The 25,223-nt window shown below is 73.1% G+C and carries 21 protein-coding genes and 1 pseudogene; 7 read left to right on the top strand and 15 right to left on the bottom strand.

From position 1 onward, the window contains the following. Positions 1 to 317: 317 nt before the first annotated feature. From ACSURM_RS05290 to ACSURM_RS05275, 4 genes and pseudogenes are all read right to left on the bottom strand, one after another. Positions 318 to 725 (bottom strand): hypothetical protein, encoded by a 408-nt coding sequence (locus ACSURM_RS05290; protein WP_436953782.1) that lies wholly within the window; start codon positions 723 to 725, stop codon positions 318 to 320. Next, positions 722 to 910 (bottom strand): hypothetical protein, encoded by a 189-nt coding sequence (locus ACSURM_RS05285; protein WP_436953781.1) that lies wholly within the window; start codon positions 908 to 910, stop codon positions 722 to 724. Before ACSURM_RS05285 ends, ACSURM_RS05290 begins: the two co-directional genes overlap by 4 nt. 261 nt (positions 911 to 1,171) lie before the next feature. After that, positions 1,172 to 2,068: an SCO6745 family protein gene (locus tag ACSURM_RS05280; protein WP_436953780.1), complete on the bottom strand. Its 897-nt coding sequence runs from the start codon at positions 2,066 to 2,068 to the stop codon at positions 1,172 to 1,174. Positions 2,069 to 2,101: 33 nt separating this feature from the next. Further along, positions 2,102 to 2,423 (bottom strand): annotated as a pseudogene (locus ACSURM_RS05275) (hypothetical protein). Positions 2,424 to 2,494: 71 nt separating this feature from the next. On the opposite strand from ACSURM_RS05275, the gene ACSURM_RS05270 reads away from it, so the two are divergent. Beyond that, entirely contained in the window at positions 2,495 to 3,187 is a 693-nt protein-coding gene (locus ACSURM_RS05270; protein ID WP_436953779.1) for a GntR family transcriptional regulator, read from the top strand. A gap of 39 nt (positions 3,188 to 3,226) precedes the next feature. Continuing rightward, positions 3,227 to 3,865 (top strand): CoA transferase, encoded by a 639-nt coding sequence (locus ACSURM_RS05265; RefSeq protein ID WP_436953778.1) that lies wholly within the window; start codon positions 3,227 to 3,229, stop codon positions 3,863 to 3,865. A 319-nt stretch (positions 3,866 to 4,184) separates the two neighbouring features. On the opposite strand, the gene ACSURM_RS05260 is transcribed toward ACSURM_RS05265, so the two are convergent. From ACSURM_RS05260 to ACSURM_RS05245, 4 genes are all read right to left on the bottom strand, one after another. After that, on the bottom strand, positions 4,185 to 5,777 hold the full coding sequence (locus ACSURM_RS05260) for an MFS transporter (protein WP_436953777.1): 1,593 nt from the start codon (positions 5,775 to 5,777) through the stop codon (positions 4,185 to 4,187). A gap of 208 nt (positions 5,778 to 5,985) precedes the next feature. Further along, positions 5,986 to 6,459 carry a MarR family winged helix-turn-helix transcriptional regulator gene (locus ACSURM_RS05255; protein WP_436953776.1) on the bottom strand — a complete coding sequence of 158 codons (474 nt, stop codon included), beginning with the start codon at positions 6,457 to 6,459 and terminating at the stop codon, positions 5,986 to 5,988. 314 nt (positions 6,460 to 6,773) lie between these two features. Beyond that, positions 6,774 to 8,006 carry an RICIN domain-containing protein gene (locus tag ACSURM_RS05250; RefSeq protein ID WP_436953775.1) on the bottom strand — a complete coding sequence of 411 codons (1,233 nt, stop codon included), beginning with the start codon at positions 8,004 to 8,006 and terminating at the stop codon, positions 6,774 to 6,776. A gap of 160 nt (positions 8,007 to 8,166) precedes the next feature. Next, positions 8,167 to 9,006, bottom strand: a complete 840-nt coding sequence (locus ACSURM_RS05245) for a C40 family peptidase (RefSeq protein ID WP_436953774.1) — start codon at positions 9,004 to 9,006, stop codon at positions 8,167 to 8,169. A 1,096-nt stretch (positions 9,007 to 10,102) separates the two neighbouring features. Here ACSURM_RS05245 and ACSURM_RS05240 point away from each other — a divergent pair. Continuing rightward, complete coding sequence (locus ACSURM_RS05240) at positions 10,103 to 10,615, top strand: hypothetical protein (RefSeq protein WP_436953773.1); 513 nt, start codon at positions 10,103 to 10,105, stop codon at positions 10,613 to 10,615. Between the two features lie 291 nt (positions 10,616 to 10,906). Continuing rightward, entirely contained in the window at positions 10,907 to 11,473 is a 567-nt protein-coding gene (locus tag ACSURM_RS05235) for a hypothetical protein (RefSeq protein WP_436953772.1), read from the top strand. Positions 11,474 to 11,602: 129 nt separating this feature from the next. Here ACSURM_RS05235 and ACSURM_RS05230 read toward each other — a convergent pair whose 3' ends face one another. Beyond that, positions 11,603 to 14,215: a CHAT domain-containing protein gene (locus ACSURM_RS05230; protein ID WP_436953771.1), complete on the bottom strand. Its 2,613-nt coding sequence runs from the start codon at positions 14,213 to 14,215 to the stop codon at positions 11,603 to 11,605. A gap of 77 nt (positions 14,216 to 14,292) precedes the next feature. On the opposite strand from ACSURM_RS05230, the gene ACSURM_RS05225 reads away from it, so the two are divergent. From ACSURM_RS05225 to ACSURM_RS05215, 3 genes are read left to right on the top strand one after another with little or no spacing between them, the layout of a single operon-like run. Beyond that, complete coding sequence (locus ACSURM_RS05225; RefSeq protein WP_436953770.1) at positions 14,293 to 15,720, top strand: S8/S53 family peptidase; 1,428 nt, start codon at positions 14,293 to 14,295, stop codon at positions 15,718 to 15,720. Further along, complete coding sequence (locus tag ACSURM_RS05220) at positions 15,717 to 16,355, top strand: RNA polymerase sigma factor (RefSeq protein WP_359042855.1); 639 nt, start codon at positions 15,717 to 15,719, stop codon at positions 16,353 to 16,355. The genes ACSURM_RS05225 and ACSURM_RS05220 overlap by 4 nt, the downstream gene beginning before the upstream one ends. Before the next feature lie 14 nt (positions 16,356 to 16,369). Next, the gene (locus ACSURM_RS05215; protein ID WP_359042969.1) at positions 16,370 to 16,822 is read left to right on the top strand and encodes a hypothetical protein; all 453 of its coding nucleotides are present in this window, start codon (positions 16,370 to 16,372) and stop codon (positions 16,820 to 16,822) included. Positions 16,823 to 16,898: 76 nt separating this feature from the next. On the opposite strand, the gene ACSURM_RS05210 is transcribed toward ACSURM_RS05215, so the two are convergent. The 6 genes from ACSURM_RS05210 to ACSURM_RS05185 all read right to left on the bottom strand — a co-directional run bounded on the left by ACSURM_RS05210 (position 16,899) and on the right by ACSURM_RS05185 (position 25,114). Beyond that, entirely contained in the window at positions 16,899 to 17,678 is a 780-nt protein-coding gene (locus ACSURM_RS05210) for an N-formylglutamate amidohydrolase (RefSeq protein ID WP_436953769.1), read from the bottom strand. Positions 17,679 to 17,802: 124 nt separating this feature from the next. Next, a complete protein-coding gene (locus ACSURM_RS05205; RefSeq protein ID WP_436953768.1) occupies positions 17,803 to 20,022 on the bottom strand; it encodes an NADP-dependent isocitrate dehydrogenase in 2,220 nt (739 codons plus the stop codon). 37 nt (positions 20,023 to 20,059) lie between these two features. After that, positions 20,060 to 20,491 (bottom strand): DUF4186 domain-containing protein, encoded by a 432-nt coding sequence (locus ACSURM_RS05200; protein WP_436953767.1) that lies wholly within the window; start codon positions 20,489 to 20,491, stop codon positions 20,060 to 20,062. Positions 20,492 to 21,220: 729 nt separating this feature from the next. Next, on the bottom strand, positions 21,221 to 22,315 hold the full coding sequence (locus ACSURM_RS05195; protein ID WP_436953766.1) for a mechanosensitive ion channel family protein: 1,095 nt from the start codon (positions 22,313 to 22,315) through the stop codon (positions 21,221 to 21,223). A 214-nt stretch (positions 22,316 to 22,529) separates the two neighbouring features. After that, the gene (locus ACSURM_RS05190) at positions 22,530 to 24,065 is read right to left on the bottom strand and encodes an amino acid permease (protein WP_436953765.1); all 1,536 of its coding nucleotides are present in this window, start codon (positions 24,063 to 24,065) and stop codon (positions 22,530 to 22,532) included. 62 nt (positions 24,066 to 24,127) lie between these two features. Then, positions 24,128 to 25,114 carry a hypothetical protein gene (locus ACSURM_RS05185; RefSeq protein WP_436953764.1) on the bottom strand — a complete coding sequence of 329 codons (987 nt, stop codon included), beginning with the start codon at positions 25,112 to 25,114 and terminating at the stop codon, positions 24,128 to 24,130. Positions 25,115 to 25,223 lie beyond the last annotated feature (109 nt).

Raw genomic sequence — 25,223 nt, 5'->3', positions numbered from 1 at the left:
GCCGCATCCGCGCCCGGACGGGCCCGCTGCTCGGTGTGGGCTGGGCCTGGCGGCTACAAGGGCTCCGACCTGACCCGACGTCGCACTCGTCCGCCCTGTTCGCGCAGGCCCACCGCCAAGATGGCGGATTTGGGCCCGGTGTGCGTCCAGTGGCGAGAAAAGGTTGAACAGTAATCTACTTAGGGTGGAGCGGGCGGAGGGGGCGGGGCTCCGGGCTGGAGGCCTCGTCCGCAGCTCGCCGGGTCGCCTCGTGCCGCCGGAGCCCATGGACCGGACATATGAGCGGGGACGTCGTGCCGGTTGCCGCCGGGGGTCGTCTACTTTTTGTGAAGCTGCTGGGTTACGAGGGCGTCGTTGAGGACGTTGTAGATGGTCACTGTGGTGGCTTTGGGGGTGTCGCCGACGTAGGAGTGGTAGACGTCAGCGAGCTGTTCGGCCGTCGTGGTGGCAGTGTCATCGGTGCCGATGCGGGTGCTGATCAGGACGTGTCCGTCCTCGCGGTCGAAGACGCGGTCGACCGTGCTGGTGATCTGCGCGTGCTGGTGGTCCTTGCCGTACGCGCGAAATTGTTCGGCACTGTGGGTCATGGCCGTGCTGTTGCCTGAGACGGGGAACTTGTCCGGGACGGGGGACTCTCCGGGGGCCTCGCTGGAGCAGGCTGTCATCGCGAGGGCGAGCATCGCTGCGGGCACGGCGGTGCGGACGGCGGTACGCCGGATGTTCACGCAGATCTCCTTCTGTATGGGTCAGTACTTGACTCCTCCACGGAGTCCCAGCACTTGGCCTGGCCGGTGACGGGGTTCTCACCGCAGACAGCGGCGCCCTGCCAGCCCTCCGCCAGGTTGATCTCGCGGCCCTTGTAGACCGCGATGCCCCCACCCTCCGCGTTGATCCTTTCGGCCTCGTACACCACAGGAGACGGGTGAACGAAGCGTCAGGTCACAGTGAAGTCAGTGATGAAGCCCACATGAGAGTCGGAGGGGGGCTCACCGAACCCGTGGGACCGCAAACGGAGTTCACCTCGGAAAGCGGGAAGGCGTCCGAACCCGCGTCGAGTACTGACTTTGTCGCTCGGAATGCCGTGCTTGCTGAGCACGTCCAACTGGGAGTCGCATTCCTGCCCGAGGGGCGAGCAGTGGGCGTAATCGATCGTGCTCGCGCAAAGGACCGTTCATGCGGTCTCAGACTGTCCGCGAACGGCCTGAAACGTCCCTGCGGCGGTGAACGCGTTGGTGATCGGCGCGATGAGCGAGGCGAGGCGGCGGGCGCCTGCGTTGCCGATCGGTGCCCATAGTGCGGCGCAGTGCTCGTCCGTTTCCACTTCGATGCGCTCGCGTGCCGCAGTGCCGGCGTCGGTGATCACGCCGTGGGAGTCGAGCCAGCCGCGCGCGACGAGGCGTGCCGTCGCCGCGCTCCACTCCTCGTCGTCCCACTGGCGGGTCGCTCGCGCCAGAGCTGCCGGGAGGCGGCCGGTCGCGGTGTGCAGAACGAGACAGTCGCACGGCCCGAGGCCGTTGTCGGCGAGTACGACGAGATGGGCGTCGCCGCGCCACTCGCGCGCCACCGTGATCTGCTGCCAGAGCGCGACGAGAGGATCGTGGGGAAGTGCGACCGAGGCGTTGGCGGCGGCCAGCACCTTGCCGGCGTAGTCGGCGCCGGCGACGACCGGGTCGATCAGCGCGCGCGCCTCGGCAAGGTGGTCGTCGGTGAGATGTGCGTCGACGCGCCGCATCGCACGGCCGACGGCCGAGAAGCGGGCGGCCTGCCACCGCTCGGGTGGCGCGACGTCCCATACGCCCGCCATGGCCCGCACTGCCCGCGGGCTGAAGTTGTAGAAGGCCGCGAGCGTGACCTGCCACGGAACCGCGCCCATCGCAGCCGACCGGAAGGCCAGATACGCCGGCCCGCGGTCGGTCACGCCGAGCCCGGCCGCCTCCTCGGCGGTCTCGGGGACGAGATATACGAACAGGTGAGCGTCACTGATGGCGCGGCTGACGCCACGGACGGCTTTCAGGTCCATCGGGCCGTCACCGGTACGGGCGTCGTCGGGAAGGGCGTCGAGAGGCATGGCGGTGGTGTCTCCGGGAGTCGGATGGCGCTGTCAGGCGGGTGTTTCGACGGTGGCGGTCAACACCGCGCGTCCAAGGGTGTGACCGGCCGTGGTGAAGCCGAGGACGGCCGGTGTGGCGTCAGGGCCGTAGACGGTGACGGCATAGCGCTCGGTGCCGTCCGGGGCGCCGCCCCAGGACGGCTGTGGGGATGTGTCCTTCTCGCTCGTCGTGCAGGCCGGAGGGGTGCTGCTCGGGCGGCCGCGCGGTGCCGTCGGTGACGGTGGTGCTGGTGACGGTGAACGAGGCCGCCACGGGGAGGTGGGCGAAGGGGGCGTTGGCAGGCGCGGCGGTCGCTCCTTCCCGGACGAGCATGTCCTGATCGACTGCCGAATCGACAATAACAAAGATAATCGATTATTTGAGGGATCGTCTAGGGTTGGCTCATGACTCAGACGGCGCGCTCCTCGACCCCGTCGGGGAAGCAGATGCTCTCCGAGCAGGTCTACGCACACCTACGAAACGCGATCATGCGCGGGGACCACCCCCCTGGCGCCCCTCTCAAGCCGCAGGAACTGGCCAAGGAACAGGGCGTGAGCCTGGCGGTGGTGCGCGAGGCGCTCGTGCGGGTGGTCGGCGAGGGGCTCGCGGACCGGCTGCCCAACCGCGGTTTCGCCGTCCCGTCCTTCTCCGACAGCCGCTGGCAGGAGATCGCGGAAGCCCGCCGGACCGTCGAACCGGTGGTACTGCGCATGTCCATCGAGCGCGGCGACGTCGACTGGGAGGCCCGCGTGCGGGCTGCCCACCATCGTCTGGCGCGCACTCCGGCATACGCGCCGGAGGAGGGCGAGTACTACACCGCCGCGTGGGCCGAAGCTCACAGAGTCTTCCACCGCACATTGCTGGAGGGGTGTGGCAACCGCGCACTGCTGGAAACCTTCGACCGGTTGTGGACCGCGAGTGAGCTGGCCCGCCGTTGGTCGGCGCACCGCAACCCCGGCCGGGACGGCGCCAAGGAACACCGCAGGCTGGAGGAGGCGGTGCTGGCCCGCGACGCCGACACCGCGGCCGCGGTCCTGGTCCAGCACCTCACCTTGACCGCGGCCGCTCTGACCGACGAGTCGGGTCAGGCCACCTAGGCTTACGTCACAACAGCGAGGTCGAGGTCCTCAGCACGGGTGTGCGGCCAGTTCAGTACGGCGGCCAAGTCGTCGGCCTGGGCCGGGCGGACCGCCTCGCCGCTGAGCCGCGGTCGGGAAGAGTGGGCGAAGCTGCTCAAGGCAGTCGGCGTTCCCTGCGCGCCGATCGCCACAGTGGCCCAGGCACTGGGGAGCCCGGAGGCGCGAGTCCGCAGCACGATGACTGAGTCGGACCACCCCACCATCGGACGACTGCGCACGACCGGGTCGCCTTTTAAGCTCAGCGGCACCCCGGTCACGATGCGCACAGCCGCCCCCCCCCGCTCGGTCAGCACACCGACGAGGTTCTCACCGAGGCCGGTTACTCGGCCGATGAGATCACCGCGCTGCACACCACGGGAGCGGTTCGATGACCGGCTCGGCGGCCGTCGGCCTGCACCGGCAAGGTCCCGTGGTCACTCTCCGAGTGGGGACGGCAGTGGTGACCGACGCGATCAAGGCCCCTCATCCTGCGGCCGTGCGGCCGTGCGGCCGTGCGGCCGTGCGGGCTGCCGAGCGGTCGGTGGACTCGGTACTCGGTCCGGTCCGGACCACCTGGGGGTCTCCCGCAAGGGCCGAGCGCCGACTGCACGAGTACGAGTACGCAGTCGGGTCTTTCCGTCTTCCTGGCTCGGATGACGGGCGGCCCAGGAGCCGACGCCACTCGCTCGGTGGCCGTCGACGGGTGCTGACCCGGGAGGTACGGTCGGCCCGGACCCGACGGAACCTGGCGCGATGCCTTCGTCGACCTCGTCGGCGCGGTCATCGCCGTGCACAGGTCTGTCCGACGGGCACGGACGACCCGCCGCTGGCAGGACGCCCGGCACGCCGGCCCTGGTTACGGTCGGGCGCGCGACGCTTCTCGACGTCGCGCACCGCGAGCCGACCGACCTCCGCACCCCCAGTGGCACCTCTTGAGGGCTGAGCAAGGCCGTCGGCTCGCCGGGGCTCGCCGGAGTCAGTGACGGGCCGTCTCCGGGGTGCGCCGTACGCCTGCGACGGCGAGCAGAGCGCCGACCACACACAGGACGCCGGAGACCAGCACGGCGCTGTGCACGCCGTTCATGAACGCCTGGTGGCTGCCTTCGACGACCGCCGACTTGAACGAGGCGGGCATGTCGCCGGAGACCGGGGCGACGCCCATGGCCACCGCGTCCTTCGCCTCGGACAGTGCACCGGCCGCACCGGCGGGCACGCCGGAGGAGACCAGTTCCCCGTTCAGGGTCGAGCCGACCCGGCCGCTGATGAGGGAGACCAGGACGGACGTGCCGAGCGCGCCGCCGACCTGCAGGGCGGTGGCCTGCAGACCACCCGCGACCCCGCCGTCCTTGACCGGAGCGTTGCCGACGATGGCGTCGGACGAGGACGCCATCACCATGCCGACGCCGAGGCCGAGCGCGATGAACGGCGGCCACATCAGGGCGTACGAGGAATCCGCACTCCAGCCGAGCATCGTGAAGCAGGCGACGGCCTGGAGGGCCATGCCGAGCGGCATCGTCAGGCGCGGGCCGAACCGCTCGGTGAGCGCGGCGCCCAGCGGGGAGGCGACCACGGAGGCGAGGCTGAGCGGCAGGGTGCGCACACCGGACTCGACGGGGGTGAAGCCCCGCACGTTCTGCAGGTACAGCATCACGAAGAAGATCACGCCGAGCAGGATGAAGAAGTTCAGGGCGGTGATGACGGTACCGATGGTCAGCGCCGGGTTGCGGAAGAGACGCATGGGCAGGAGCGGGTGCGCCACGCGGGTCTCGTACCAGCCGAAGAACAGCAGGATCACGGCGCCCGCGCCGATGGCGCCCAGGGTGCCTGCCGAGGTCCAGCCCCACGTCTCGCCCTTGACGACGCCGAAGACGACGGCGAGCAGGCCGAGCGCGAGCAGCACGACGCCGGGGATGTCGAACTTCTCCCGCCCCGCCGCGGTGTTCTTGCTCTGCGGCAGGACCGCCATGCTGAAGACGAGCGCGATGACGCCGATGGGGGCGTTGATGTAGAAGACGGACTCCCAGTTGACGTGCTCGACGAGCAGGCCGCCCACGATCGGACCGAGCGCCGTCGAGACCGATGACACCATGGCCCAGATGCCCACGGCCATGCCGAACTTCTTCGGCGGGAAGACGGCGCGCAGCATGCCGAGGGTGTTGGGCATCAGCAGCGCCCCGAAGAAGCCCTGGAAGGCGCGGAAGACGACGACGCCTTCGATGGACCCGGCCACGCCGATGGCGACGGAGGCGAGGGTGAAGCCGGCGACGCCGATCAGGTAGAAGGTGCGGCGGCCGAAGCGGTCGCCGAGCTTGCCGCCCAGGATGAGGGCGGCGGCGAGGGCGAGCAGGTAGGCGTTGGTGACCCACTGCAGGTCGGCGGTGGAGGCGTTCAGGTCCCGGCCGATCTCCGGGTTGGCGATCGAGACGACCGAGCCGTCCAGGCCGACCATGAACAGGCCGAAGGCGACGGCGACGAGGGTCAGCCACGGGTTGGCCCGGCGGCCGCTCGGTTCTGTCGTGCGCGCCGAACGATCGTGCGGGGCAGCGGAGTTCAGTACTTCGGGGGGCATGCGCTGGTGATTCCTCGGTCAGACAGGGGGAGGTGGAGGGACGGACCGCGGCGTACGCCTGTGCGCGTCCGCGCGGGATGACCGGCCGTGTTCCGGCGCGGGTGCGCCCGGACACGGTCGGGAGAAAGGGTGAGAGAAGGTGATGGAAGGCGGAAGAGGCGGAGACGGGCGCCCGCCGGTGCCGCGTACGGGCCGGGCCCGTACGCGGTCAGCCGTTGGCGGGGTGAAGGCGCTCGTTCAGCTCCTGCAGGGAGGACAGCGCCGAGCCGAGGGCGTCGAGCTCGCCGTCGGTCATCGTGTGCAGCACCCGGGCGACCTGGTCGCCCATGAGGCGCTGGACCTCCACCAGCTGCTGCCGGGAGGCCGCGGTGAGGTGCAGATGCGCGATGCGCTTGTCCTCGGGGTCCTGTCGGCGCTCCAGCAGGCCCTGCTCGGTCAGCTGTGTGACCAGGGCGCTGACGTTGTTGGGCTTCATCAGCAGAGCCTCTGCGGCCCTGCGGACGGTGACGCCGTCATGGGACGCGACATGACGCAGCAGTGCGAGCTGCGCCTCCGGCGGCTTCGGATGCGGGAAGTCCGGCCCGATCCGCCGTTCCATGGCCCGGGCCAGCGCCGGCAGACATGCCACGAGCCCGGCGGCTACGCGGTCGATGTCCTGGGCGGACGCGCTGGTCTCGGGCATGAGAGCAGCGTAGGTCCACGAGTATAGCTATGTCAAGATACCTATATGGGGGTGGGTGACCGCACCGCCCGCGTACAGGCTCCTGCTCAGCGCGCCCCGACCGCGCACGCCTGGCGGGCGCCCGTTCCGCCGAGTGCCGTCGGCGCGGCCGAAGCGCCCGGCCGCCCGCCGGACTGTGGAGGCCGCTGCCCGTGGTGAGCCGCCGATGGTGGAGGGCGGTCGGTGGTGGTGGCGGTGTGCCGCGAGCCGTCCTCCCCCCGGCCTCACGGCACAACCCGCCCGGCCGCCCGGAGCGTCAGCGGCCCCGCGCCGTCTCAGCCCGCGGTGAAGGTGAAGGCCTGGGCGGAGCCTCCGGTGCATGCGGTCTGTACGGCCTCGGCGCCGTCCGTGGCCGGGGGGAGGAAGCCCACGCACAGGCCGCTGTGCAGCGGCCGGAGCCGGAAGCCGCCGCCGGAGGCCTCCAGGCGGAACGTCTGGCTGTCGCTGTCCGCACAGGGAGCGGGGGAGAGCAGGGTGCCGGGGGAGGTGGAGCCGTCGTCGACGGTGAGGCAGCCGATGCCCTTGTCGGCGTCGGGGTGGTGCCACTGGATGCGGTAGGTATGCCGCCCCAGCTTCTGGAGGTAGACGCGGGGCAGCGGGGCGTCGGCGCAGGGGTGCTGGACGGCGATCTCCCGGTCGGTGCGCCCGTTGCGTTCGCGGCCCTCGGTCAGACACAGGGAGGCGGAGGACGCGGGATGGATGCTGGTCCAGCCGGTGGCCGGCAGCCGGGCGGGAACCGGCGTCTGTGCGGAGGCGGGTGGGGAGCCGGCGCGGGAGGATGTCTTCTCCTCGTGCCGGTCCGGCGAGGCGACGGGGGAGACGGGATCCTCGGCGGTGACCGTACGGCTTGCGGTGGGCGAGGCGGTGGGCTGCTCGGACTGCGCGCGGGGCGCGGTGCCCGAGGGCGGGGCGCTCGAGGGGGCGCTGTCCGCGCGGTTGTCGTCGGCGCGGTCGTCGTGGGGCCAGAGCGCGAGAGTCAGGACTCCGGCGACGGTCAGGGCGGTGATCGCGACCAGCGGCCCGTGCCGTCGCCGGTTCGACTGAGCGCGCGGGGGACTGGTGTCGTCGTCGGCCGGCCCGGAGTCCGCTGCGCCGGCCGGACCGGTGGCCGGGGCCTGCTCCTCGTCGGGGGCTTCCTTGTCGCCCTGGGGTGTCCCTGGTGGGGTGTCGTCGTCGGCCGGAACCGCGGTCCGCGAGTCCTCAGCAGGTGCGGGCGGCGGTGTGCCGACGGGGGAGATGGACAGGCGGCGGCGGGCGTCGAGCCAGGCGGACACCGTGTCGTCGTCGGCGCCACAGGCCCGTACGTAGGCGGCCAGGAGCTCCTCGCGGGGCAGGTCGTTCCGGCTGAGGGCGGCGGAGATCGTCGCGCGGGGCAGGACGTCACCGGCGTCGGCGGCGTTGCGCTCCAGCTGCCGGTAACTCAGGTCCGCCCAGCGGCGTAACAGCCGCATCAGTTCCATGAACTCCGCAGGGCTCTGCGCCGCTGCCGGATCGGGCCCCCGCTCCATCACCGCTCCCTTGTCTCGTGAGTACCAAGGAAGCTTAAAGGCCGGTGATCCGTACATCAGTGCCGTTCTCCAACGTTGTCCGGCCGGGTTCCGGGGCGGGGTGTCCCCAGCTGCCTGATGCCGCGTCATCCGTACTGCCCTTTCGAGTCGTTCACGCCGTTCATGGCCGTATGTGGCGGTAGGCGACGACGTTGCCGGGGGCGGGGAGGGGGGCGGTGGTGACGGTGGTGCCGGGCTTGGGGGCGTGGATGATCTGTCCGTTGCCGATGTACAGCCCGACGTGGCCGCCTCCGTAGGACAGGACGAGGTCGCCGGGGACCAGGCGGCCCCGGGTGGTGGCGGTCCCGGCGTGGATCTGGTCCCACGTGGTGCGCGGCAGCGTCACCCCGGCCGCCTGCCAGGCCCGCATCACCAGGCCGGAGCAGTCGAAGCCGCGGGGTCCGGTGCCGCCCCAGACGTAGGGCTTGCCCTGTTGCCCCTTGGCGTAGGCGACGACGGCGTTCGGCACCGGCGCGGCCCGCTTGGCGGGCTTGGTGGGCTTGGTGGGCTTGGCGGGCTTGTCCGCGGACCGGACGCCGGGCCGTCCGTCCGGCCGCTGCGCGGGCGCCGACGGTGCGGCCTTCGACTGCCGAACGGAGGGGGAGGAGTCCGGCTGAGCGGGCACCTGAAGCGTCCGTCCGGCGTAGATCAGCGTCGTCGAACCCAGGTCGTTCAGCTGCTGCAACGCCTTCACGCTCGTGCCGTGGGTGCGGGCCAGTGCCCAGAGCGAGTCACCGGGCCGCAGCGTGACCTTCTCGACCTTCACGGACCTGGCGTCCGTCGTGTCCTCCTCGGCGGGTTCGGCGGTCTCGGTGGTCTCGGTGGGCTTCGTCCGCGCGGGCTCGGGCGCGGACGGCCCTTCCGGCTGCAGGGCGACCGCCGGCCGGTCGGCCGACGGCGAGCCCGACGGGCCGTGCACGGCCAGCAGCACGCCCGCCAGCAGCGAGAGTACGAACGCCACGGCCAGCCCCGCCACGCCCGCCACGACGCGGTGGCCCTTTCTCCCGCCCGCACCGGCACCGCGAGGCCTCCGGTGCGACGCCGGTGCCGGCCGGGGTGTCTTCGGTGCCGTCTTCGGCGCGGTCTGCTTCCGGGGGGTTCGCCGCGGGGGCGGGAGCAGGGTCTGAGATGCCATCACAACCTCCTTCGACGGGCCGGGCCGGGATGCGCGGCCCGCAAGGAGGCTGTTGCGCCGGGTCGGTGTCTCGCCAGATCCTCAGGCGTCCGGGACAGTCCAGGCCTGTCCATGCAGGTCAGAAGGGCCGTGCGGCTCTTCTGACGGCCTGTTGCCCCTGGGCCCGCGAGCGGCAGGAAGCAGCCGACGGCCGTGCCCGGGATCCGCGCCCGACCGGCTCGCCGGGTCCTGCGGCCCGGCCGGGCGGACGTCTGCGCCCGGCATCGGCCGGCTGCGGCAGCCGTTGCCGGGCGGGGGCGGGCGGGCCACGCGTCGCCCTTTGGACGGGAGAAGCCGCCCTTTGGACGGGAGAAGGGGCATGCACGCTCGCGGGCCCCTGGTCGGCAACGGGACTCTTGCCGTTGGCGCACACCGGACGCCCACGGTCCGCGGGGCAGACCGCGGTCCCCTCCGGACTCATCGGCATCGGCCCCTGAGGCCGGGCCACGGGGCGGCTCCCGCGTCCGTCGCCGAGCGGCTCCCGTCCTCCGCGTGCACCGCCCATTCCCCGCCGGCCGGCGTTGCGGCCCTACGCGTCCCTGGCTCCCTTTCGCGGACGACGCGTTGCTTCCGGTCCGGTCGCGGCCTCCCAAGCGGCGGCGGACTGAGCTGGACACCACCGCTGACCAGGGAGGACGTTCCTGGACTGTCTCGGACGCCGCAGGCCGTTGCCGAGTGCGCCGGACACCCCGAGGCTCTTGCCCATCGCCCCGCATCACCGGGCCGCGCCGCGTCGAAGGCGCTGCCCCGCGCGATGCCGGGCCCGCTCTGCCGCTCACCGGTGTCGACGGCCGCAGGCAGACGAGGAACGAGCCCGGGACGGCGCACACAGGCGCCCGGCTGCCCGGCACCCACCCACCTCTTCAGCACAGGAGGAAACAGCATGCGCAGCACACGAGCCCGGCGGATCCGTCCCCTGGTGGTCGCGGCCCTCACCGGCACCCTGCTCGCCGGCGGCGGCGCCGCGGCCGTCTCCGGCGGTCTGTTCTCCGCCGGCGCCCCGGGGAAGCCCGCCGATACCATCGCCGACGTCGCGGCCGCCCGGTCCGACACGGCGCCCAAGTGCCAGGGCTCTGCCGTCGGCGTGGTCGGCAAGTCGTCCGTGGGACTGTCCTCGTGCGCGTTCATCGGGTCGAAGAGGACTCCTGCGTTCACCTACGAGCTGTGGGGCGACAAGAACGCCGATCCGCGGCGCAGCCAGGTCGAGGTCTTCGGGATCGCGCCGAACGGCAAGGGCACGTGGTACGAGATCGGCGTCATCGCGGGCGGCACGGAGCAGGAGACCGTCTTCGGCAAGACGCCCTGGGGCAACAGCGCGGCCACACCGAAGATCCGTGTCGAGCCCGTACCGATCGCCGGCGCCGTCGTCACCAAGGCCTTCTTCGCGCACCGCTGACCACACCGCTGACCACGCCGCTGTCGGCGGCCGGACCGGCCGGGTCGGGCCCGGCCGGACCCGACGGATCCCACCGGGCCCGGCCCTCACCGTCGGTCCGCTCCCACCTGACTCACGGAGCACCACCCACCGCCGCGTCGAGCGGTCGCCCGGCGCCCGGACGCCGGTCCCGCCCCGGGCGGGACCGTGACCGCTCGACCCTCTCCGGCCTCTCCGGCCAAGAGGCCACCACCCCGGCGGGAAGACCCGCCGGGCTCACATCCCCGCAACCCCGATCGGAGCAGCATCCGCATGCCCATGCACACGGCACACAGCACCCGCTCACGCAAGGCCCGTCCGCTGATCGTCACCGCGGTGGCCGGCGCGCTGCTGGGCGGGGCCATCGCCCTGCCCAGCACCTGGCCCCTCGGCCGTGAGGCGGCCGACGGCGAGCGCGACACCGTGGTGAACGCCGGGGCGGCCCGGTCCGACACCGCCTCGGCGGGCTCCGCCGCGGACCGGGCCACGGCCGCCGGCTCCACCAAGAGCGACTGCCCGTTCTCGGTGGAGAACCCCTTCGTACACAACGGACGTCTCTACGCCCGCACCACCATCACCTGCAAGGAACGGCACACCATCAGCCTGACCGTCACGCTGCGCCGCCCCAAGTGGCCCGTCGGCACGAGCTACATAGCCGTCGGCAAGGTGCGGCTGAACAACTGGAAGGGCACCAAGTCGCTCACCACCTCCGTCTCCTGCGACGAGGTCAGCCGCAGGACGGACTACTCGGCTGACGCGATCCTGTACGACAAGCGCTTCCTCGACTACCCCATCGAGGTCGACGACCAGGACAGCCCCGGGACGAGCAAGGGCTGCTGATCCCGGGCGGCGGTCCTCCAGGTCGCCGTCGCGGTGCGTGCCGAGTGTGGCGGAGTGGCACCCGCCGCCGAGGCGCCCGCGGTGCGAGACGCCCCTGACCAGCAGGGACAGCGAACCGCGACTGGAGTACTAGGCCGCCCCGAACGCCGCGAAGGCCCAGCCCGTCGCCTGGTGGACCGCGTCGCCCGGCAGGGCGGCGCGGGCGTCGCGCAGGGCCTCGGCCAGGGACAGGCCCGCGCCGAGGCCCTTGTGCAGGGCCAGCATCAGCGGCACCACCGCCGCGTCGTTCACCGGCGCGCTGCTCGCCACCACCCCGGCCGTGCCCAGCGGCAGCAACGCCGTGACCACGCCCAGCAGTTCGTCCGCGCCGACCGAGGCCAGGCGCGCCGTCTCACAGCTGGACAGGATGATCCGGTACGGGCTGCGGGCCAGGCGTTCGAAGTCGTGCACGATCAGCGGCCCGTCCGCCATCCGCAGCGCGGAGAACAGGGGGCTGTCCGCGCGGAACGTGCCGTGCGCGGCCAGGTGCGCCAGCCCCGCGCCGTCCAGCTCCGCCAGCACCCGGGGCACCCGCGCCTCGTCGTCCTCCAGGACCGTCGCCGTGCCGTACCGGCCGGCCAGCTCCGGCACCTCCGCGCCGCCGGTCGCCAGACCCGGGCCGCGCACCAGCACCGGCCGGCCCTCCGGCGGCGGCTCCGTCTCCCGGGCGCGCAGCCAACTGCCCGCCGACGGCGACACGCTGAGCACCCGCTCGCGCAGCGCGGGCAGCAGCGCCCACGGCACCTGGTGCAGCGCGCCCGGCGGCACGATCACCACCGGGCCGGACCCCAGATGCGGCACCGCGCCCGCCAGCAGCAGGTCCTGGAGCCGCCGGCCTGCCTCCTCGACCAGCGGCAGCCGCGCCTCGGCCCCCGGATGCGCCAGCCGCCGCAGCGCGGCCTGCACATGCCCGGCCTCCGCCACCGCCTGGTCCAGCGACCCGCCGGTGAACCGCCGTACCCGGCCCTGACCGCACAGCAGGGCGTGCACCCGGCCGTCGACCACGACCAGTTCCACCAGCCGCCCGTCGCCGAGCCGGTCCAGCAGCCGGTCCACGTCGAAGCGGTACCCGGTGCCCGCCGCGGCCCCGCCCATGTGCCGGGTGCGGGAGCGCACCTCCCGTTCCAGGCGCCGCTGTTCGCGCTCCAGCGCCGGCACCGGGCGGCCCTCCATCCGGGCGGCCTCCGCCCGGGCCGCGATCTCCCGGTAGGCGGTCAGCCCGCTCAGCAGCGCCGGATCGTCCGGCGGCCGGGTCGGCGGCGCGGACAGCACGGTCGCCCGCCACCGCTCGCTCCACGCCAGCAGTCGCCGCGGACCGCCCTGCGCCAGGCTCACCTCCTGTGCCAGCGCGGCCAGTTCGGCGCCCTGCGCGGTCGCGTGGGCGCGCAGCTCCGAGGCGCCCAGCGTCATCCGGTGGTCGTCCAGCACGTCCAGGCCGCGCCGACACGCCTCCAGCACACCCCGCCGGGACCCGGCCGCCCGCGCCCGCAGCGCCTGCGCCGCCCAGCCGGTCACCCGGGCCGGCGGCGGTCCGCCGTGCCGGCTGCGCGCGGCCACCGCCAAGTGCCGTTCCGCGTCGGCCGTCCAGCCCAGCGCCAGCGCGATCCGGCCGGCCAGCAGTGAGGCCTCCGGCGCGGCGGGCGAGCCGAAGGAGGCCAGCCGCTCGGCGACCGCCGCCGCGTCCGCGACCATCCGCCCCGACCGGCGCCCGGCCGCCACCCGCGCCTCGATCAGCACCAGCCGCGCGTGCGTCTCCCACCAGGTCCGGCGCTGCGCCGCGAACAGCCGTACGGCGACGGCGGCGCGGGCTATGGCGGTGTGCGCGTCCCCCGCCGAGCGGGCGGCCCAGGAGGCGGCCAGCAGCAGTTCCGCCTTGCGGGTGGACTGCCCGCCGATCCGGTCCAGTTCCGCGATCGCCGCGTCCGCCTCGGCCAGCGCCTCCGGGGCCAGCCCCGCCGCCCGCAGCACCTCGCAGCGCCGGATCGACAGGTTGTAGGTGGGGGTGCCCAGCTTGGCGTAGCGCTCCTCGGCCTCGTCCAGCAGCCGCAGTGCCGCCGGGATGTCCCCGGAGCGGAAGGCGGCCAGGCCCCGGCTCTCCACCGCGTCCGCCTTGTCGTGCTCCTGGCCGGTGGTGTCCCACAGCCGCTCCGCCGCCGTGAAGTCGGCGACCGCCCGGTCCACCGCCCCGAGCGCCAGATGGACGGTGGCCCGCAGGGTCAGCGCCCGCGCGGTCCAGATGTCGTCGGCGGCCTGGCGCAGCACCGGCAGCGCCCGCCGCACGTCCTCCAGCGCCTCCCGGTGCCGGCCCAGCACCCACCACACGTAGGCCCGCCGGTACAGCACCCGGGCCCGGGTGTGCCCGCTGCCCCGGGCCACCCCCCGCTCGAACGAGGCGAGTCCCTGCCGTGTGCGCCCCGCGTGCACCAGTGCGACCCCGAGCGTCGCGAGCACGTCGGCCTCCCGGTCGGCCGACTCGGCGCGCGCGGCCAGGTCCCGGGCCCGCCGCAGGTGCCGCAGCGCGATCCGCAGGTCACCGAAGTCCCGCTGCCAGATGCCGAGCACCTGGTGGGCGACGCTCGCGTGCAGCGGCGACGGACCCGAGCGCAGCACGTGTTCGGCCCGCGCCCGGGCCTCGCCCGGGTCGGCGAACACCATGGGCAGCAGTTCGAGAATCGCCTCGCTTCCCGCTGTCACGTCTCGCATGGTAGTAGCCGGCTGTATCAGACGACGGCCCCGCGACTCTCAACTGTCGTAGCGCCGTCTACGGGGGAGGACAACACGTGGCACCTCAGCGTTTCCACGAGCAGTTCCAGCACATCCAGCGCGCCCTGCCGGACGTCCCGCTGACCATGGGGGAGGACGACACGGCGGGCCTCCTCTACGAGAAGGGGGTCGTCCTCGTCCGGGACGGCGAGGAGGCTCCGTTCGTCGAGGACGCCGTGCGCACCCACTTCACCGAGACCCAGGGCCTCGTCCCCGACCACGTACGCCGCGAGGGCCCGCAGACGGGCCGCACCGGCGTGACCCGGATCCGGGTCGGCGACCCGACCGAGGGCGAGGACACCGTGCCGTACGCCCTGCACGCCGTCCGGCGGGCCGAGGACCGGCGGGGCCGCCGGCTGGCCGGACGCAACCACGTCATGCACATCGCGGTCAACGCCTGCCCCGGCGACGAGCCGGTGCCCGTCCCGCGCGCCGAATCCGCCAACCCGGCCCCCGCCGAGGGCCGTCACGACCCGGCCACCGCGGTCGGCGTCCTCGTGGTCGACACCGGTCTGGTGCACGACCACCGTTGCTGTCCGCTGCTCGCCCACACCACCGGCGACGTCCAGAGCGCCGAGACCGACGCCGACGGCGTGCTGCGCCAGTACGTCGGCCACGGCACGTTCATCGCCGGGATCCTCGCCGCCGTCGCGCCCAACACCGACATCACCGTGCGGGGATCGCTCAGCGACGCGGGCGCCGTGCTGGAGTCGGAGTTCGGCGCGCTGCTGTTCGAGGCGGTCGACCGGGACGGCTGGCCGGACATCATCAGCCTGTCGGCCGGCACGCCCAGCGAGGACGCCGACGGCCTGATCGGACTGGAGGCGTTCATGCGGGAACTGCGCGACCAGCGCACCCTGCTGGTCGCCGCGGCCGGCAACAACGGCAGCGCCACCCCGTTCTGGCCCGCCGCCTACGCCGGGCTGCCCGAGTACGCCCGCAGCGTGCTGTCGGTCGGGGCGCTGCGCGCGGACGGCGAGGGCGGGGCCTGCTTCAGCAACCACGGCCCCTGGGTACGGGCGTACGCCCCCGGCGAGCGCCTCACCAGCGCCCTCACCGGCTTCCGGGCCCCGGTGCCGTACGTCTACCAGCACTCCACCTACGACTCCTGCCGGTTCGGACCCGACGCGTACCTGTGCACCTGCCAGTACCCGCCCCACACCGGCGTGCTGAGCGAGGGCCTGACGAGCACGGGCGGGAAACCGGACCAGGTGATGTTCGAGGGGCCGGCGCAGTGGAGCGGCACCTCGTTCGCCACCCCGGTGGTCGCGGGGCTCGTCGCCGACCGGATGACCCGGTACCGGGAACGCGACCCGCGGGCGGCCGGCGCCGCGCTGCTGGCGGCCACCGCGGACCGGGCCGAGGTCCGTGGGGCGCGCGCTCCGGCGCTCCGCCCGCCCACGTGGCGCCCCGTACCGGCCGCGACCCCGGCGCTGCCGGTATGAGCGCCGGGACCCTCCGCGGCACGGCGTACGATGACGTGCCGTACACAAGGGGTGGAGTCGTGGACCGAACAGAGGTCGGCGCGCTGGTCCGGTCCGCCGTCGACGGGGACGCCGCGGCCTGGAAGGCGCTGGTGGAAGGGCTGAGCCCGCTGGTGTGGTCGGTGGTGCGCGCGCACCGCCTCTCGGAGGCCGACGGGCACGAGGTTTTCCAGACCGTGTGGTTCCGCTTCGCCCAGCACCTCGGCCGTATCCGGGAGCCCGACAAGGCCGGTGCCTGGCTGGCCAGTACGGCCCGGCACGAGTGCCTGAAGGTGCTCAAGGGCCTGTCCCGGCTGACCCTGACCGACGATCCGCGGGTGCTGGACCGGGCCAGCGAGGAGCGGACGCCGGAGGAGTCGCTGATCGACTCGGAGGAGGCGGCGGACCGGGCCGAGCGGGTCCGCCGGCTGTGGCAGGAACTGGACGGACTGGGCGAGCGCTGCCGGCAGCTGCTGCGCGTGCTGATGGCCTCGCCGCCGCCCAGCTACGGGGAGATCTCGGCCGCGCTCGGCATCGCGGTCGGCAGCATCGGCCCGCTGCGCCAGCGCTGTCTGCGCCGGTTGCGGGCCCGGATGGACACGCGAGGTGCGCAGTGAACGGGGACGAGGAGATGCCCGGGGAACCGGACGAACTAGCGGACGGTCTGCTGGAGGAGGAACTGCGGCAGGCCGCCGCCGTGCTGGACCCGGTCCCGGCCGAGCTGCTCCAGTCGGCCCTGGACGCGTTCGCGCTGCACGACCTGGACGCCCGGCTCGCCGAGCTGACCTTCGACTCGCTCGTGGACGCCCTGCCGGTGCGGGGCGCCATGGACCCACCGCGCATGCTCACCTTCCGCGCGGGCGAGGTGACCGTGGACGTGGAGGTCACCGGGGACGGGCTGATCGGCCAGCTGCTGCCGCCGCAGTCGGCGCGGATCGAACTCCTCGGCGGCCCGGGGCACGTCCGCCCGCTCACCGCCGACCCCCTCGGCCGGTTCACCGGCGGCCCGCCGCCCACCGGCCCGTTCGCCCTCCGGCTGCGCACCGGCGCGGAGGTGATCGTGACGGAGTGGCTGCGGGCCTGACGCGGTGGCGGCGCGGCGTGGCACGGCGGCGGCGCGGGACGGTGCCTTCGGGCCGGGCCCGTGCCGCCACCCTCGGCTACACCGCGTCGACCAGCCTCGCCAGGGCCGTGGCCAGGCGGTCCAGGCCGGGACCGGCCGGGCCGCCCGGCTCCGTCATGTAGGTGTCCCGGCGGATCTCCACCATCAGCGCGCCGACCCGGGCGTCCGTGCCGTAGAAGTCCAGCGGTACGTACGTCCCGGCGAACGGGCTGTCCAGGCCCGTCTCCCCGCAGCCGGCGAACGCCTCGCGGGCGGCACCGGTCAGGGCGGGCGGGGTGTGGAAGGTGTCCGTGCCCAGGCACACCGGCGGGCGCGGGCCGGTGCCGTGCAGCTCGTAGGGGAGCGGCTCGGTGGGGTACGAGTGCACGTCGATGATCACGGCGCGCCCGGTCGCGGCCAGCCGGCCGGCCACCGCCTCGGTCATGGCCTTCGCGTACGGCCGGAAGTACCGGGCCAGCAGCGGCTCCGGGTCGGTGTCCGCGGGCCGCAGTCCGGCCCGGTGCGTGGTCCGCGTGTACACGGCGCCCATCCCGACGGCCGCCATCTCCTCCCGCTCGTCCGGGAACCGCTCCGGGTCCACCACCAGCCTCGACAGCCGGTTGACGAACCGCCAGGGCCGGACCCCGGCGAGCGCGGCGGCCAGCTCGGCCAGCTCGGCGGTGTGCGCGTCCGTGATGTGGTCCAGCTCCCGCTCCAGCCCGCCGTCGTCCAGCACGATCCCGGCGCGCACGTCGGCCGGTATCGCCCGCGAGGAGTGCGGCACGTGCAGCAGCACGGGGGAGTCCGGGGCGCCGGGCAGGAGGTCGAAGGAGGTCACGGGCTGCTCCAGGGGCGTGTCGCTGACATCGTGCGTGCATCACGGTGCCACACGGCACTGACAACGCACCGCGCCCCGGACGGGCGGTGCCGGCCGGGGCGCGGTGCTCAGGGTGCCGAGGGCGTCAGCTCAGGGACGCCAGGGCCTCGTTCCAGGTGGCCGACGGGCGCATGACCGCGTCCGCCTTGGCCTTGTCGACCTGGTAGTAGCCGCCGATCTCGGCCGGCTCGCCCTGGACGGCGTTCAGCTCGTCCACGATCTTCCGCTCGTTCGCGGCCAGGGTCTCGGCGAGCGGCGCGAACGCCTCGGCGAGGCCGGCGTCGTCGGTCTGCCGCGCCAGCTCCTGCGCCCAGTACAGGGACAGGTAGAAGTGGCTGCCGCGGTTGTCGATGCCGCCCACCCGGCGGGTCGGGGACTTGTCCTCGTTCAGGAAGGTCGCCGTGGCGCGGTCCAGGGTGTCGGCGAGGACCTTGGCGCGGGTGTTGCCGGTGGCCGTCGCGTACTGCTCGAAGGACGGCACCAGCGCGAAGAACTCGCCGAGCGAGTCCCAGCGCAGGTAGTTCTCCTTGACGAGCTGCTGGACGTGCTTGGGCGCGGAGCCGCCGGCGCCGGTCTCGAAGAGGCCGCCGCCCGCCATCAGCGGGACGACCGACAGCATCTTGGCGCTGGTGCCCAGCTCCAGGATGGGGAACAGGTCGGTCAGGTAGTCACGCAGCACGTTGCCGGTGACGGAGATGGTGTTCTCGCCGCGGCGGATGCGCTCCACCGACAGCTTGGTGGCCTCCACCGGGGACAGGATCCGGATGTCCAGGCCCTCGGTGTCGTGCTCCGGCAGGTACTGCTTGACCTTGGCGATCAGGTTGGCGTCGTGCGCGCGGTTCTCGTCCAGCCAGAACACCGCCGGGTCGCCGGTGGCGCGGGCGCGGGTGACGGCCAGCTTGACCCAGTCGCGGATCGGGGCGTCCTTGGTCTGGCAGGCGCGGAAGATGTCGCCCTGCGCGACCGGCTGCTCGATCAGGACGTCGCCGGCCTGGTCGACCAGGCGGACGGTGCCCGCGGCCGGGATCTCGAAGGTCTTGTCGTGGGAGCCGTACTCCTCGGCCTTCTGCGCCATCAGGCCGACGTTCGGGACCGAGCCCATGGTGGACGGGTCGTAGGCGCCGTTGGCCCGGCAGTCGTCGATGACGGCCTGGTAGACACCGGCGTAGGAGGAGTCCGGGATGACGGCGAGGGCGTCGTGCTCCTGGCCGTCGGCGCCCCACATGTGGCCGGAGGTGCGGATCATCGCCGGCATGGAGGCGTCGATGATGACGTCCGAGGGCACGTGCAGGTTGGTGATGCCCTTGTCGGAGTCCACCATGGCCAGGGCCGGGCCCTCGGCGATCTCGGCGTCGAAGGAGGCCTTGATCTCGGCGCCCTCGGGCAGGTTGTCCAGGCCCTTGAGGATGCCGCCGAGGCCGTCGTTCGGGGTGAGACCGGCCGCCTTGAGGGTCTCGCCGTACTTCGCGAAGGTCTTCGGGAAGAAGGCGCGCACCACGTGACCGAAGATGATCGGGTCGGAGACCTTCATCATCGTGGCCTTCAGGTGCACGGAGAACAGGACGCCGTCCTCCTTGGCGCGGGCGACCTGCGCGGCGAGGAACTTGTTCAGCTCGGCGACGCGCATGACGGAGGCGTCGACGACCTCGCCCGCGAGGACCGGCACGGAGTCCTTCAGGACGGTGGTGGTGCCGTCCTCGCCGACCAGCTCGATCTTCAGCGCGCCGTCCTCGGCGATGACGACGGACTTCTCGGTGGAGCGGAAGTCGTTCTCGCCCATGGTCGCGACGTCGGTCTTGGACTCGGAGGTCCAGGCGCCCATGCGGTGCGGGTGGGTCTTGGCGTAGTTCTTCACCGAGGCCGGGGCACGGCGGTCGGAGTTGCCCTCACGCAGCACCGGGTTGACGGCGGAGCCCTTGACCTTGTCGTAGCGGGCGCGGATCTCGCGCTCCTCGTCGGTCTTCGGGTCGTCCGGGTAGTCCGGCAGCGCGTAGCCCTTGCCCTGGAGCTCGGCGACGGCGGCCTTGAGCTGCGGGATGGACGCCGAGATGTTCGGCAGCTTGATGATGTTGGCCGCGGGGGTCTTGGCCAGCTCGCCCAGCTCGGTCAGCGCGTCGGGGATGCGCTGGTCCTCGTTCAGGTACTCCGGGAAGACGGCGATGATGCGCCCGGCCAGCGAGATGTCGCGGGTCTCCACGGGCACACCGGCCTGCGAGGCGTACGCCTGGATCACCGGCAGGAACGAATGCGTCGCCAGGGCCGGGGCCTCGTCTGTGTAGGTGTAGATGATGGTCGAGTCAGTCACCGGGTGCTCCGCTCCACGTCTGCAACATTGCTCGACATCAAGATATCTCGTGATCGCCGTCCGCTCGACAGGGGTCCGGCGCGGAAAATCCGCGGCCCGCCATCTCGCGCTCGATCCAGCGGCAGACGACGTCCACCACGTACACGTGTTCGCTTCGGGTCAGCTCGCGTCCCCGGGGAATGCCGTGCCAGCGCTCCAGGCAGCCACGGCAGCAGGTGGCGGTCGCGTGCTGGGCCACGAAGACCGGGTGGCCGCGGTAGGGGGTCTGCCTGCCGTCCTTGTGCGGCCGGGCCGGCGCCAGCCGCCGGGCGATCAGGTCGTAGGCGTGCCACCGCAGGGTTGCCGGTCCCTTCAGCCGGGCGGTCGCGAGGTCCCGCCCGCGCAGGTGGAACCGGGCCCGGAACGGCTGCCGCGCGAGCGCGTCCAGCCGCCGGTCGAGCGCACGGGGGTCGAAAGCGGGAGAAACCACGCCTCCCGAGCATACGGCCACCACGCCCCTCGCCTCCGGCGTCCGGCCCCGCCCCCGGCGACCGTCGGCCCCGATCACTGGACGGCCGGCGGCCCTGGCCTCCGGCGGCCTTCCATTCCTACCCTGGGCGGCCCCGGCGGCCTGCCATCCGGGCTGTGGGCCCTTCCGCCGGGTTTCTGTGGCCTTCGGCCCCGGTTCCGGCGGTCTGCGGCTTGGGCTCTGGGTCCTCCGCCCGGTTTTGGCCTTGGGTCCCGGTTCGGGCGGTCTGCGGCTTGGGCTCTGGGTCCTCCGCCCGGTTTTGGCCTTGGGTCCCGGTTCGGGCGGTCTGCGGCCTGGCTTCGGGCCCGTGTGCCGGGCCTTCTGTGGGCTTCAGCCTCAGCCCCCTACGGCCCCCCGGACCCTTGGCGGCCTTCCGTGCCGGCTCTCGGGAGTCTTCCGCCGGGGCCCTGGGCCGTTTCCCTGACCCCTCGCGGTCTTCGGTTCCGGCTCCCTGCGGTCCTCTCGGACTCTTGGCGGCTTTCCGCCTTGGCTCCCGGTGGCCTCCCGCCCGGCCCCTGGGCCTTTCCTTCGTCTTCTCCGGTCTTCGGCCCCGGCCGCGCCGGGCTTCCCTTCCGGCCCTGGGGCCCTTTGTGGCCTTCGGCCGGGCTCTCCCCGGTCCGCCCGGCCACCTACGACCCCCCGCCCGGCCTCTGCTACCCCCGCGCTGGCGCCCTACGCCCTGCCCCCGTCCTACTCGGTCCCGCCCGGGATCCCCGACCTCACGTCCTCGCCGTTGCGCTGCTGCGGGATGGTCACCGGGCCCTGGTGGAGGGTCACCGTGCGGGTGGGGGCCGGGACGCGGATGCCCTCGGCGCGGTAGCGGCGGTGGAGGCGCTTGATGAACTCGTGCTTGATCCGGTACTGGTCGCTGAACTCGCCCACGCCGAGGATCACCGTGAAGCCGATCCGCGAGTCGCCGAAGGTGTGGAAGCGGATCGCGGGCTCGTGGTCGGGGACGGCGCCCGTGACGTCCCGCATCACCTCTGTGACCACCTCCGCCGTCACCCGCTCCACGTGCTCCAGGTCGGAGTCGTAGCTCACCCCGACCTGCACCAGCACGGTCAGCTCCTGCTCGGGCCGGGTGTAGTTGGTCATGTTGGCCTTGGCGAGCTGGCCGTTGGGGATGACCACCAGGTTGTTGGAGAGCTGGCGGACCGTCGTCTGGCGCCAGTTGATGTCGACGACATAGCCCTCCTCGCCGCTGCTCAACTGGATGTAGTCGCCCGGCTGCACGGTCTTGGAGGCGAGGATGTGGATGCCCGCGAAGAGGTTGGCGAGCGTGTCCTGAAGGGCCAGCGCGACGGCCAGACCGCCCACGCCGAGGGCGGTGAGCAGCGGCGCTATGGAGATGCCGAGCGTCTGCAGGACGACCAGGAAGCCGATGGCCAGCACCAGCACCCGGGTGATGTTGACGAAGATGGTCGCCGAGCCCGCCACCCCCGAGCGGGACTGGGTGACCGAGCGGACCAGGCCGGCGACGACCCGGGCCGCGGAGAAGGTCACCACGACGATCACCCAGACCTGGAGCACCTCGTTGACGCGGTGCTGGACGGTGCCGGTCAGCGGCAGCACGGCCGCAGCCGCCGCCGCGCCGCCCGCGATGGCCGCCCACGGCACGACCGAGCGCAGCGCGTCCACGATGACGTCGTCCCCGCTCCAGCGGGTCCGCTTGGCGTGCTTGGCGAGCCAGCGCAGCAGGGTGCGCGACATGAAGGCGAGCGTCAGGCCCGCCGCCAGGGCGATTCCGGCGAGGACGAGGTCGTCCAGGGTCAGCGCGCGGTTCACCGGTCACCTCCGGGGCGCTCGGCGGCTGCGGGAGGCCGGTTGTGAAGTCTCGTCACGTTGTCACCTGCTCGATGTCCGGGATGTGCGACCGCGCCGGCCGGAGGAACTCCGGGGTCCGGCGCGTTCGTTCATCCTGCCGCATCCCGCACGCCGGTTCGTACCGGGAGCGGCGCCCGCCGAAGGACCGTTCCAGCGGCGTCCGTCCCGGCGCCGCTCAGACGATGCCCTCCGCGAAGTCGGCCTGGTCCCGGCCGCTGCCGTAGGCGGCCGAGGGCGTGCCGTACGACCGGCGGGCGACGAACCACCAGATGGTGGCGAGGACCAGCACCACGGCGAGGGCGACGGAGGCGTAGTTCATCGTGCCCACCGTGACCGGCGACGCCTGCGGCAGGCAGAACAGGACGGTCACGCACGCCACCCACCCGACCGCGATCCACCCCACCGGCCGGCTCCAGCGGCCCAGGTGCCACGGCCCCGGCCGGAAGCGGTCGCCCGCGCGCAGCCGCAGCAGGACGGGGATGGCGTAGGCGGGGGTGATGCCGATGACGTTGATGGCGGTCACCGCGTTGTACGCCGTCGCCGAGTACAGCGACGGCAGCGCGAGCACGCAGGCCACGCTCACCGACAGCCACACGGCGGCGACCGGGGTCTGGGTGCGTCCGCTCACCTTGCGCCACAGGTGCGAGCCGGGCAGCGCCCCGTCCCGGCTGAACGCGAACACCATCCGGCTGGCCGCGGCGACCTCGGCGTTCCCGCAGAACAACTGGGCGACGATCACGACGAGCAGCAGGGCGCTCGCGCCATCGGTGCCGAGGCCGTCCAGCATGATCTGCGCGGGCGGCACACCGGTGTCCGTGGTGCGCGTGGCGTCGTAGTCCTGGATGGCGAAGGTCAGTCCGGCCAGCAGCACGAAGCCCGCGAGCCAGGACACCCAGATGGCGCGGACGATGCCCCGGGAGGCGGCCACCGAGGCGTGCGAGGTCTCCTCCGACAGGTGGGCGGAGGCGTCGTACCCGGAGAAGGTGTACTGCGCGAGCAGCAGGCCGACCGCCGCCACGTACACCTGGTTGTCCCAGCCGGTCTCGTTGACGAACTCGGTGAACACGAAGGACACCGACCGGTGCCGGTCCGGGACGATGACCAGCGCCCCCACGATCAGCGCGACGCCCGCCAGGTGCCACCACACGCTGACCGAGTTCAGCACGCTGACCAGACGCACCCCGAACAGGTTCAGCACCGCGTGCAGCAGCAGGATGACGCAGAAGATCAGCATGGTCGTGCCGGGCGTCGGCACGAAGCCCCACTGGAGGTTGGCGAACGCCCCGGCGAACAGGGCCGCGCCGTAGTCGATGCCGGCGATCGCGCCGAGCAGGCCGAGCAGGTTCAGCCAGCCGGTGTACCAGCCCCAGCGCCGGCCGCCGAGCCGGTCGGCCATGTAGTACAGGGCGCCGGAGGTCGGATAGGCGCTGGTCACCTCGGCGAGCGCGAGGCCGACGCACAGCACGAACAGGCCCACGCCCGCCCAGCCCCACAGCATCACGGCCGGGCCGCCGGTGTTCAGGCCGAAGCCGTACAGGGTCATGCAGCCGGACAGGATCGAGATCACCGAGAAGCTGATCGCGAAGTTGCCGAAGCCGCCCATCCGGCGGGCCAGCACCGGCCGGTAGCCGAGTTCGCGCAGGCGCTGCTCCTCGTCCTGCTGCGGCAGCCCGGGGGAGGGCACGGGCGAGGGCTCGGGGGTGGGGGACACGCGGAGGACCTCCGGATCGTGGTTGCCGAACGGTGCCGAACTGACGTGCTGCTGCCGGGGGTTCAGGGGCCGGAGCCCGCCGCGGCGGCCCGGCAGCGGTCCCGCGCCTGGGTGAAGACCTCCGCCGCGCGCTCCCGGTCCCGGGTGCGGTACATCCAGGGCGGCGGTGTGAAGTAGGGGCCGATCGCCTCGAACACCCGCGCCGCGTCCCGGAACTGGAGGGACCCCCACAGCGCGTGGGCCAGATGGTTGAGGTCCGGCAGCGCGCGCTCCCCGGGCCCCGTGCGGTCGAACCAGGACTCCAGCGCCCGCCGCGCCTCCCGGGCCGCCTCCTCCACCACCCAGTGCAGGTCCAGCGCCGCGTCCTGCCCGCTGTCCCGGCGGTAGCGCTCCACCCGCACGTACAGCGGCAGCAGGTGCAGCGCCGAGCCCGGCGGCGCCTGGCCCGCCGCCCACTGCGCGTACCCGGACGCCTCGGTGAGCCGGCCCGGCCCGCCGCGCACGTACAGGAACTGCAACATCCGGTGGTGGGCCTCGCGGTTGAGCGGGTCGCGCCGGTCCGCCTCGGCCAGCAGCCCCCAGGGGCCCGGCGGCAGCATCGGCTCCGGCGGGGCGGCCCGGTGCTCCTCCCAGCGCTGCTCCGGATCGAGCTGGGCCAGGGCCAGCAGACACACCCAGGGCACCGGGTCCCGGGGCGCGGCCACGGTGGCGGTCTGGGCCGCGTCCCACGCCTCGATCCACAACTCGTGGGTGCGCCGGTGCCGTTCCCGCCGGGCCCGCAGCGCCCGCTCCACGCCGACCCGGGCGAGCATCACCGTCGCGTGGGCGCTGTCCGGTTCCTCGGCGAGCCAGGCCCGCACCACGTCGGTGCCGGCCGCGGCCGTCGCCAGGACCTGGGTGCGCTGGGTCCAGCGCGGCCACTCGGCGGTCTCCGCCAGCAGGGTGCGCATGGCCATCCAGCGGCCGGTGCGCAGCTCCTGGAGCGCGGCCCGCAGCGCGTGGTCGGGGCCGGCGGGGTCGTAGGAGGGGCGGGCCGCGTCCCTGGCCATCAGCCGCTCCCCGGCCGCCGGCGCGCCTGACGTAGCAACGGCCCTCCCCTGGGCGGTGAACAAGTGGTCTCGCGTGGTCGGCGGTCACTATAGAGGTGACCGTTCTCCC

This window comes from Streptomyces sp. SudanB182_2057, assembly GCF_964272715.1.
In the GTDB taxonomy this organism is placed as follows: domain Bacteria; phylum Actinomycetota; class Actinomycetes; order Streptomycetales; family Streptomycetaceae; genus Streptomyces; species Streptomyces rubradiris.
This window is presented reverse-complemented; position numbering and strand designations above follow the sequence as displayed.

What these genes read in the sequence shown, in the direction of transcription:
- ACSURM_RS05280 (WP_436953780.1), bottom strand. Translation starts at nt 2,068, where the DNA reads ATGCCTCTCGACGCCCTTCCCGACGACGCCCGTACCGGTGACGGCCCG.
- ACSURM_RS05270 (WP_436953779.1), top strand. Translation starts at nt 2,495, where the DNA reads ATGACTCAGACGGCGCGCTCCTCGACCCCGTCGGGGAAGCAGATGCTC.
- ACSURM_RS05260 (WP_436953777.1), bottom strand. Translation starts at nt 5,777, where the DNA reads ATGCCCCCCGAAGTACTGAACTCCGCTGCCCCGCACGATCGTTCGGCG.
- ACSURM_RS05255 (WP_436953776.1), bottom strand. Translation starts at nt 6,459, where the DNA reads ATGCCCGAGACCAGCGCGTCCGCCCAGGACATCGACCGCGTAGCCGCC.
- ACSURM_RS05250 (WP_436953775.1), bottom strand. Translation starts at nt 8,006, where the DNA reads ATGGAGCGGGGGCCCGATCCGGCAGCGGCGCAGAGCCCTGCGGAGTTC.
- ACSURM_RS05240 (WP_436953773.1), top strand. Translation starts at nt 10,103, where the DNA reads ATGCGCAGCACACGAGCCCGGCGGATCCGTCCCCTGGTGGTCGCGGCC.
- ACSURM_RS05235 (WP_436953772.1), top strand. Translation starts at nt 10,907, where the DNA reads ATGCCCATGCACACGGCACACAGCACCCGCTCACGCAAGGCCCGTCCG.
- ACSURM_RS05230 (WP_436953771.1), bottom strand. Translation starts at nt 14,215, where the DNA reads ATGCGAGACGTGACAGCGGGAAGCGAGGCGATTCTCGAACTGCTGCCC.
- ACSURM_RS05220 (WP_359042855.1), top strand. Translation starts at nt 15,717, where the DNA reads ATGAGCGCCGGGACCCTCCGCGGCACGGCGTACGATGACGTGCCGTAC.
- ACSURM_RS05215 (WP_359042969.1), top strand. Translation starts at nt 16,370, where the DNA reads ATGCCCGGGGAACCGGACGAACTAGCGGACGGTCTGCTGGAGGAGGAA.
- ACSURM_RS05185 (WP_436953764.1), bottom strand. Translation starts at nt 25,114, where the DNA reads ATGGCCAGGGACGCGGCCCGCCCCTCCTACGACCCCGCCGGCCCCGAC.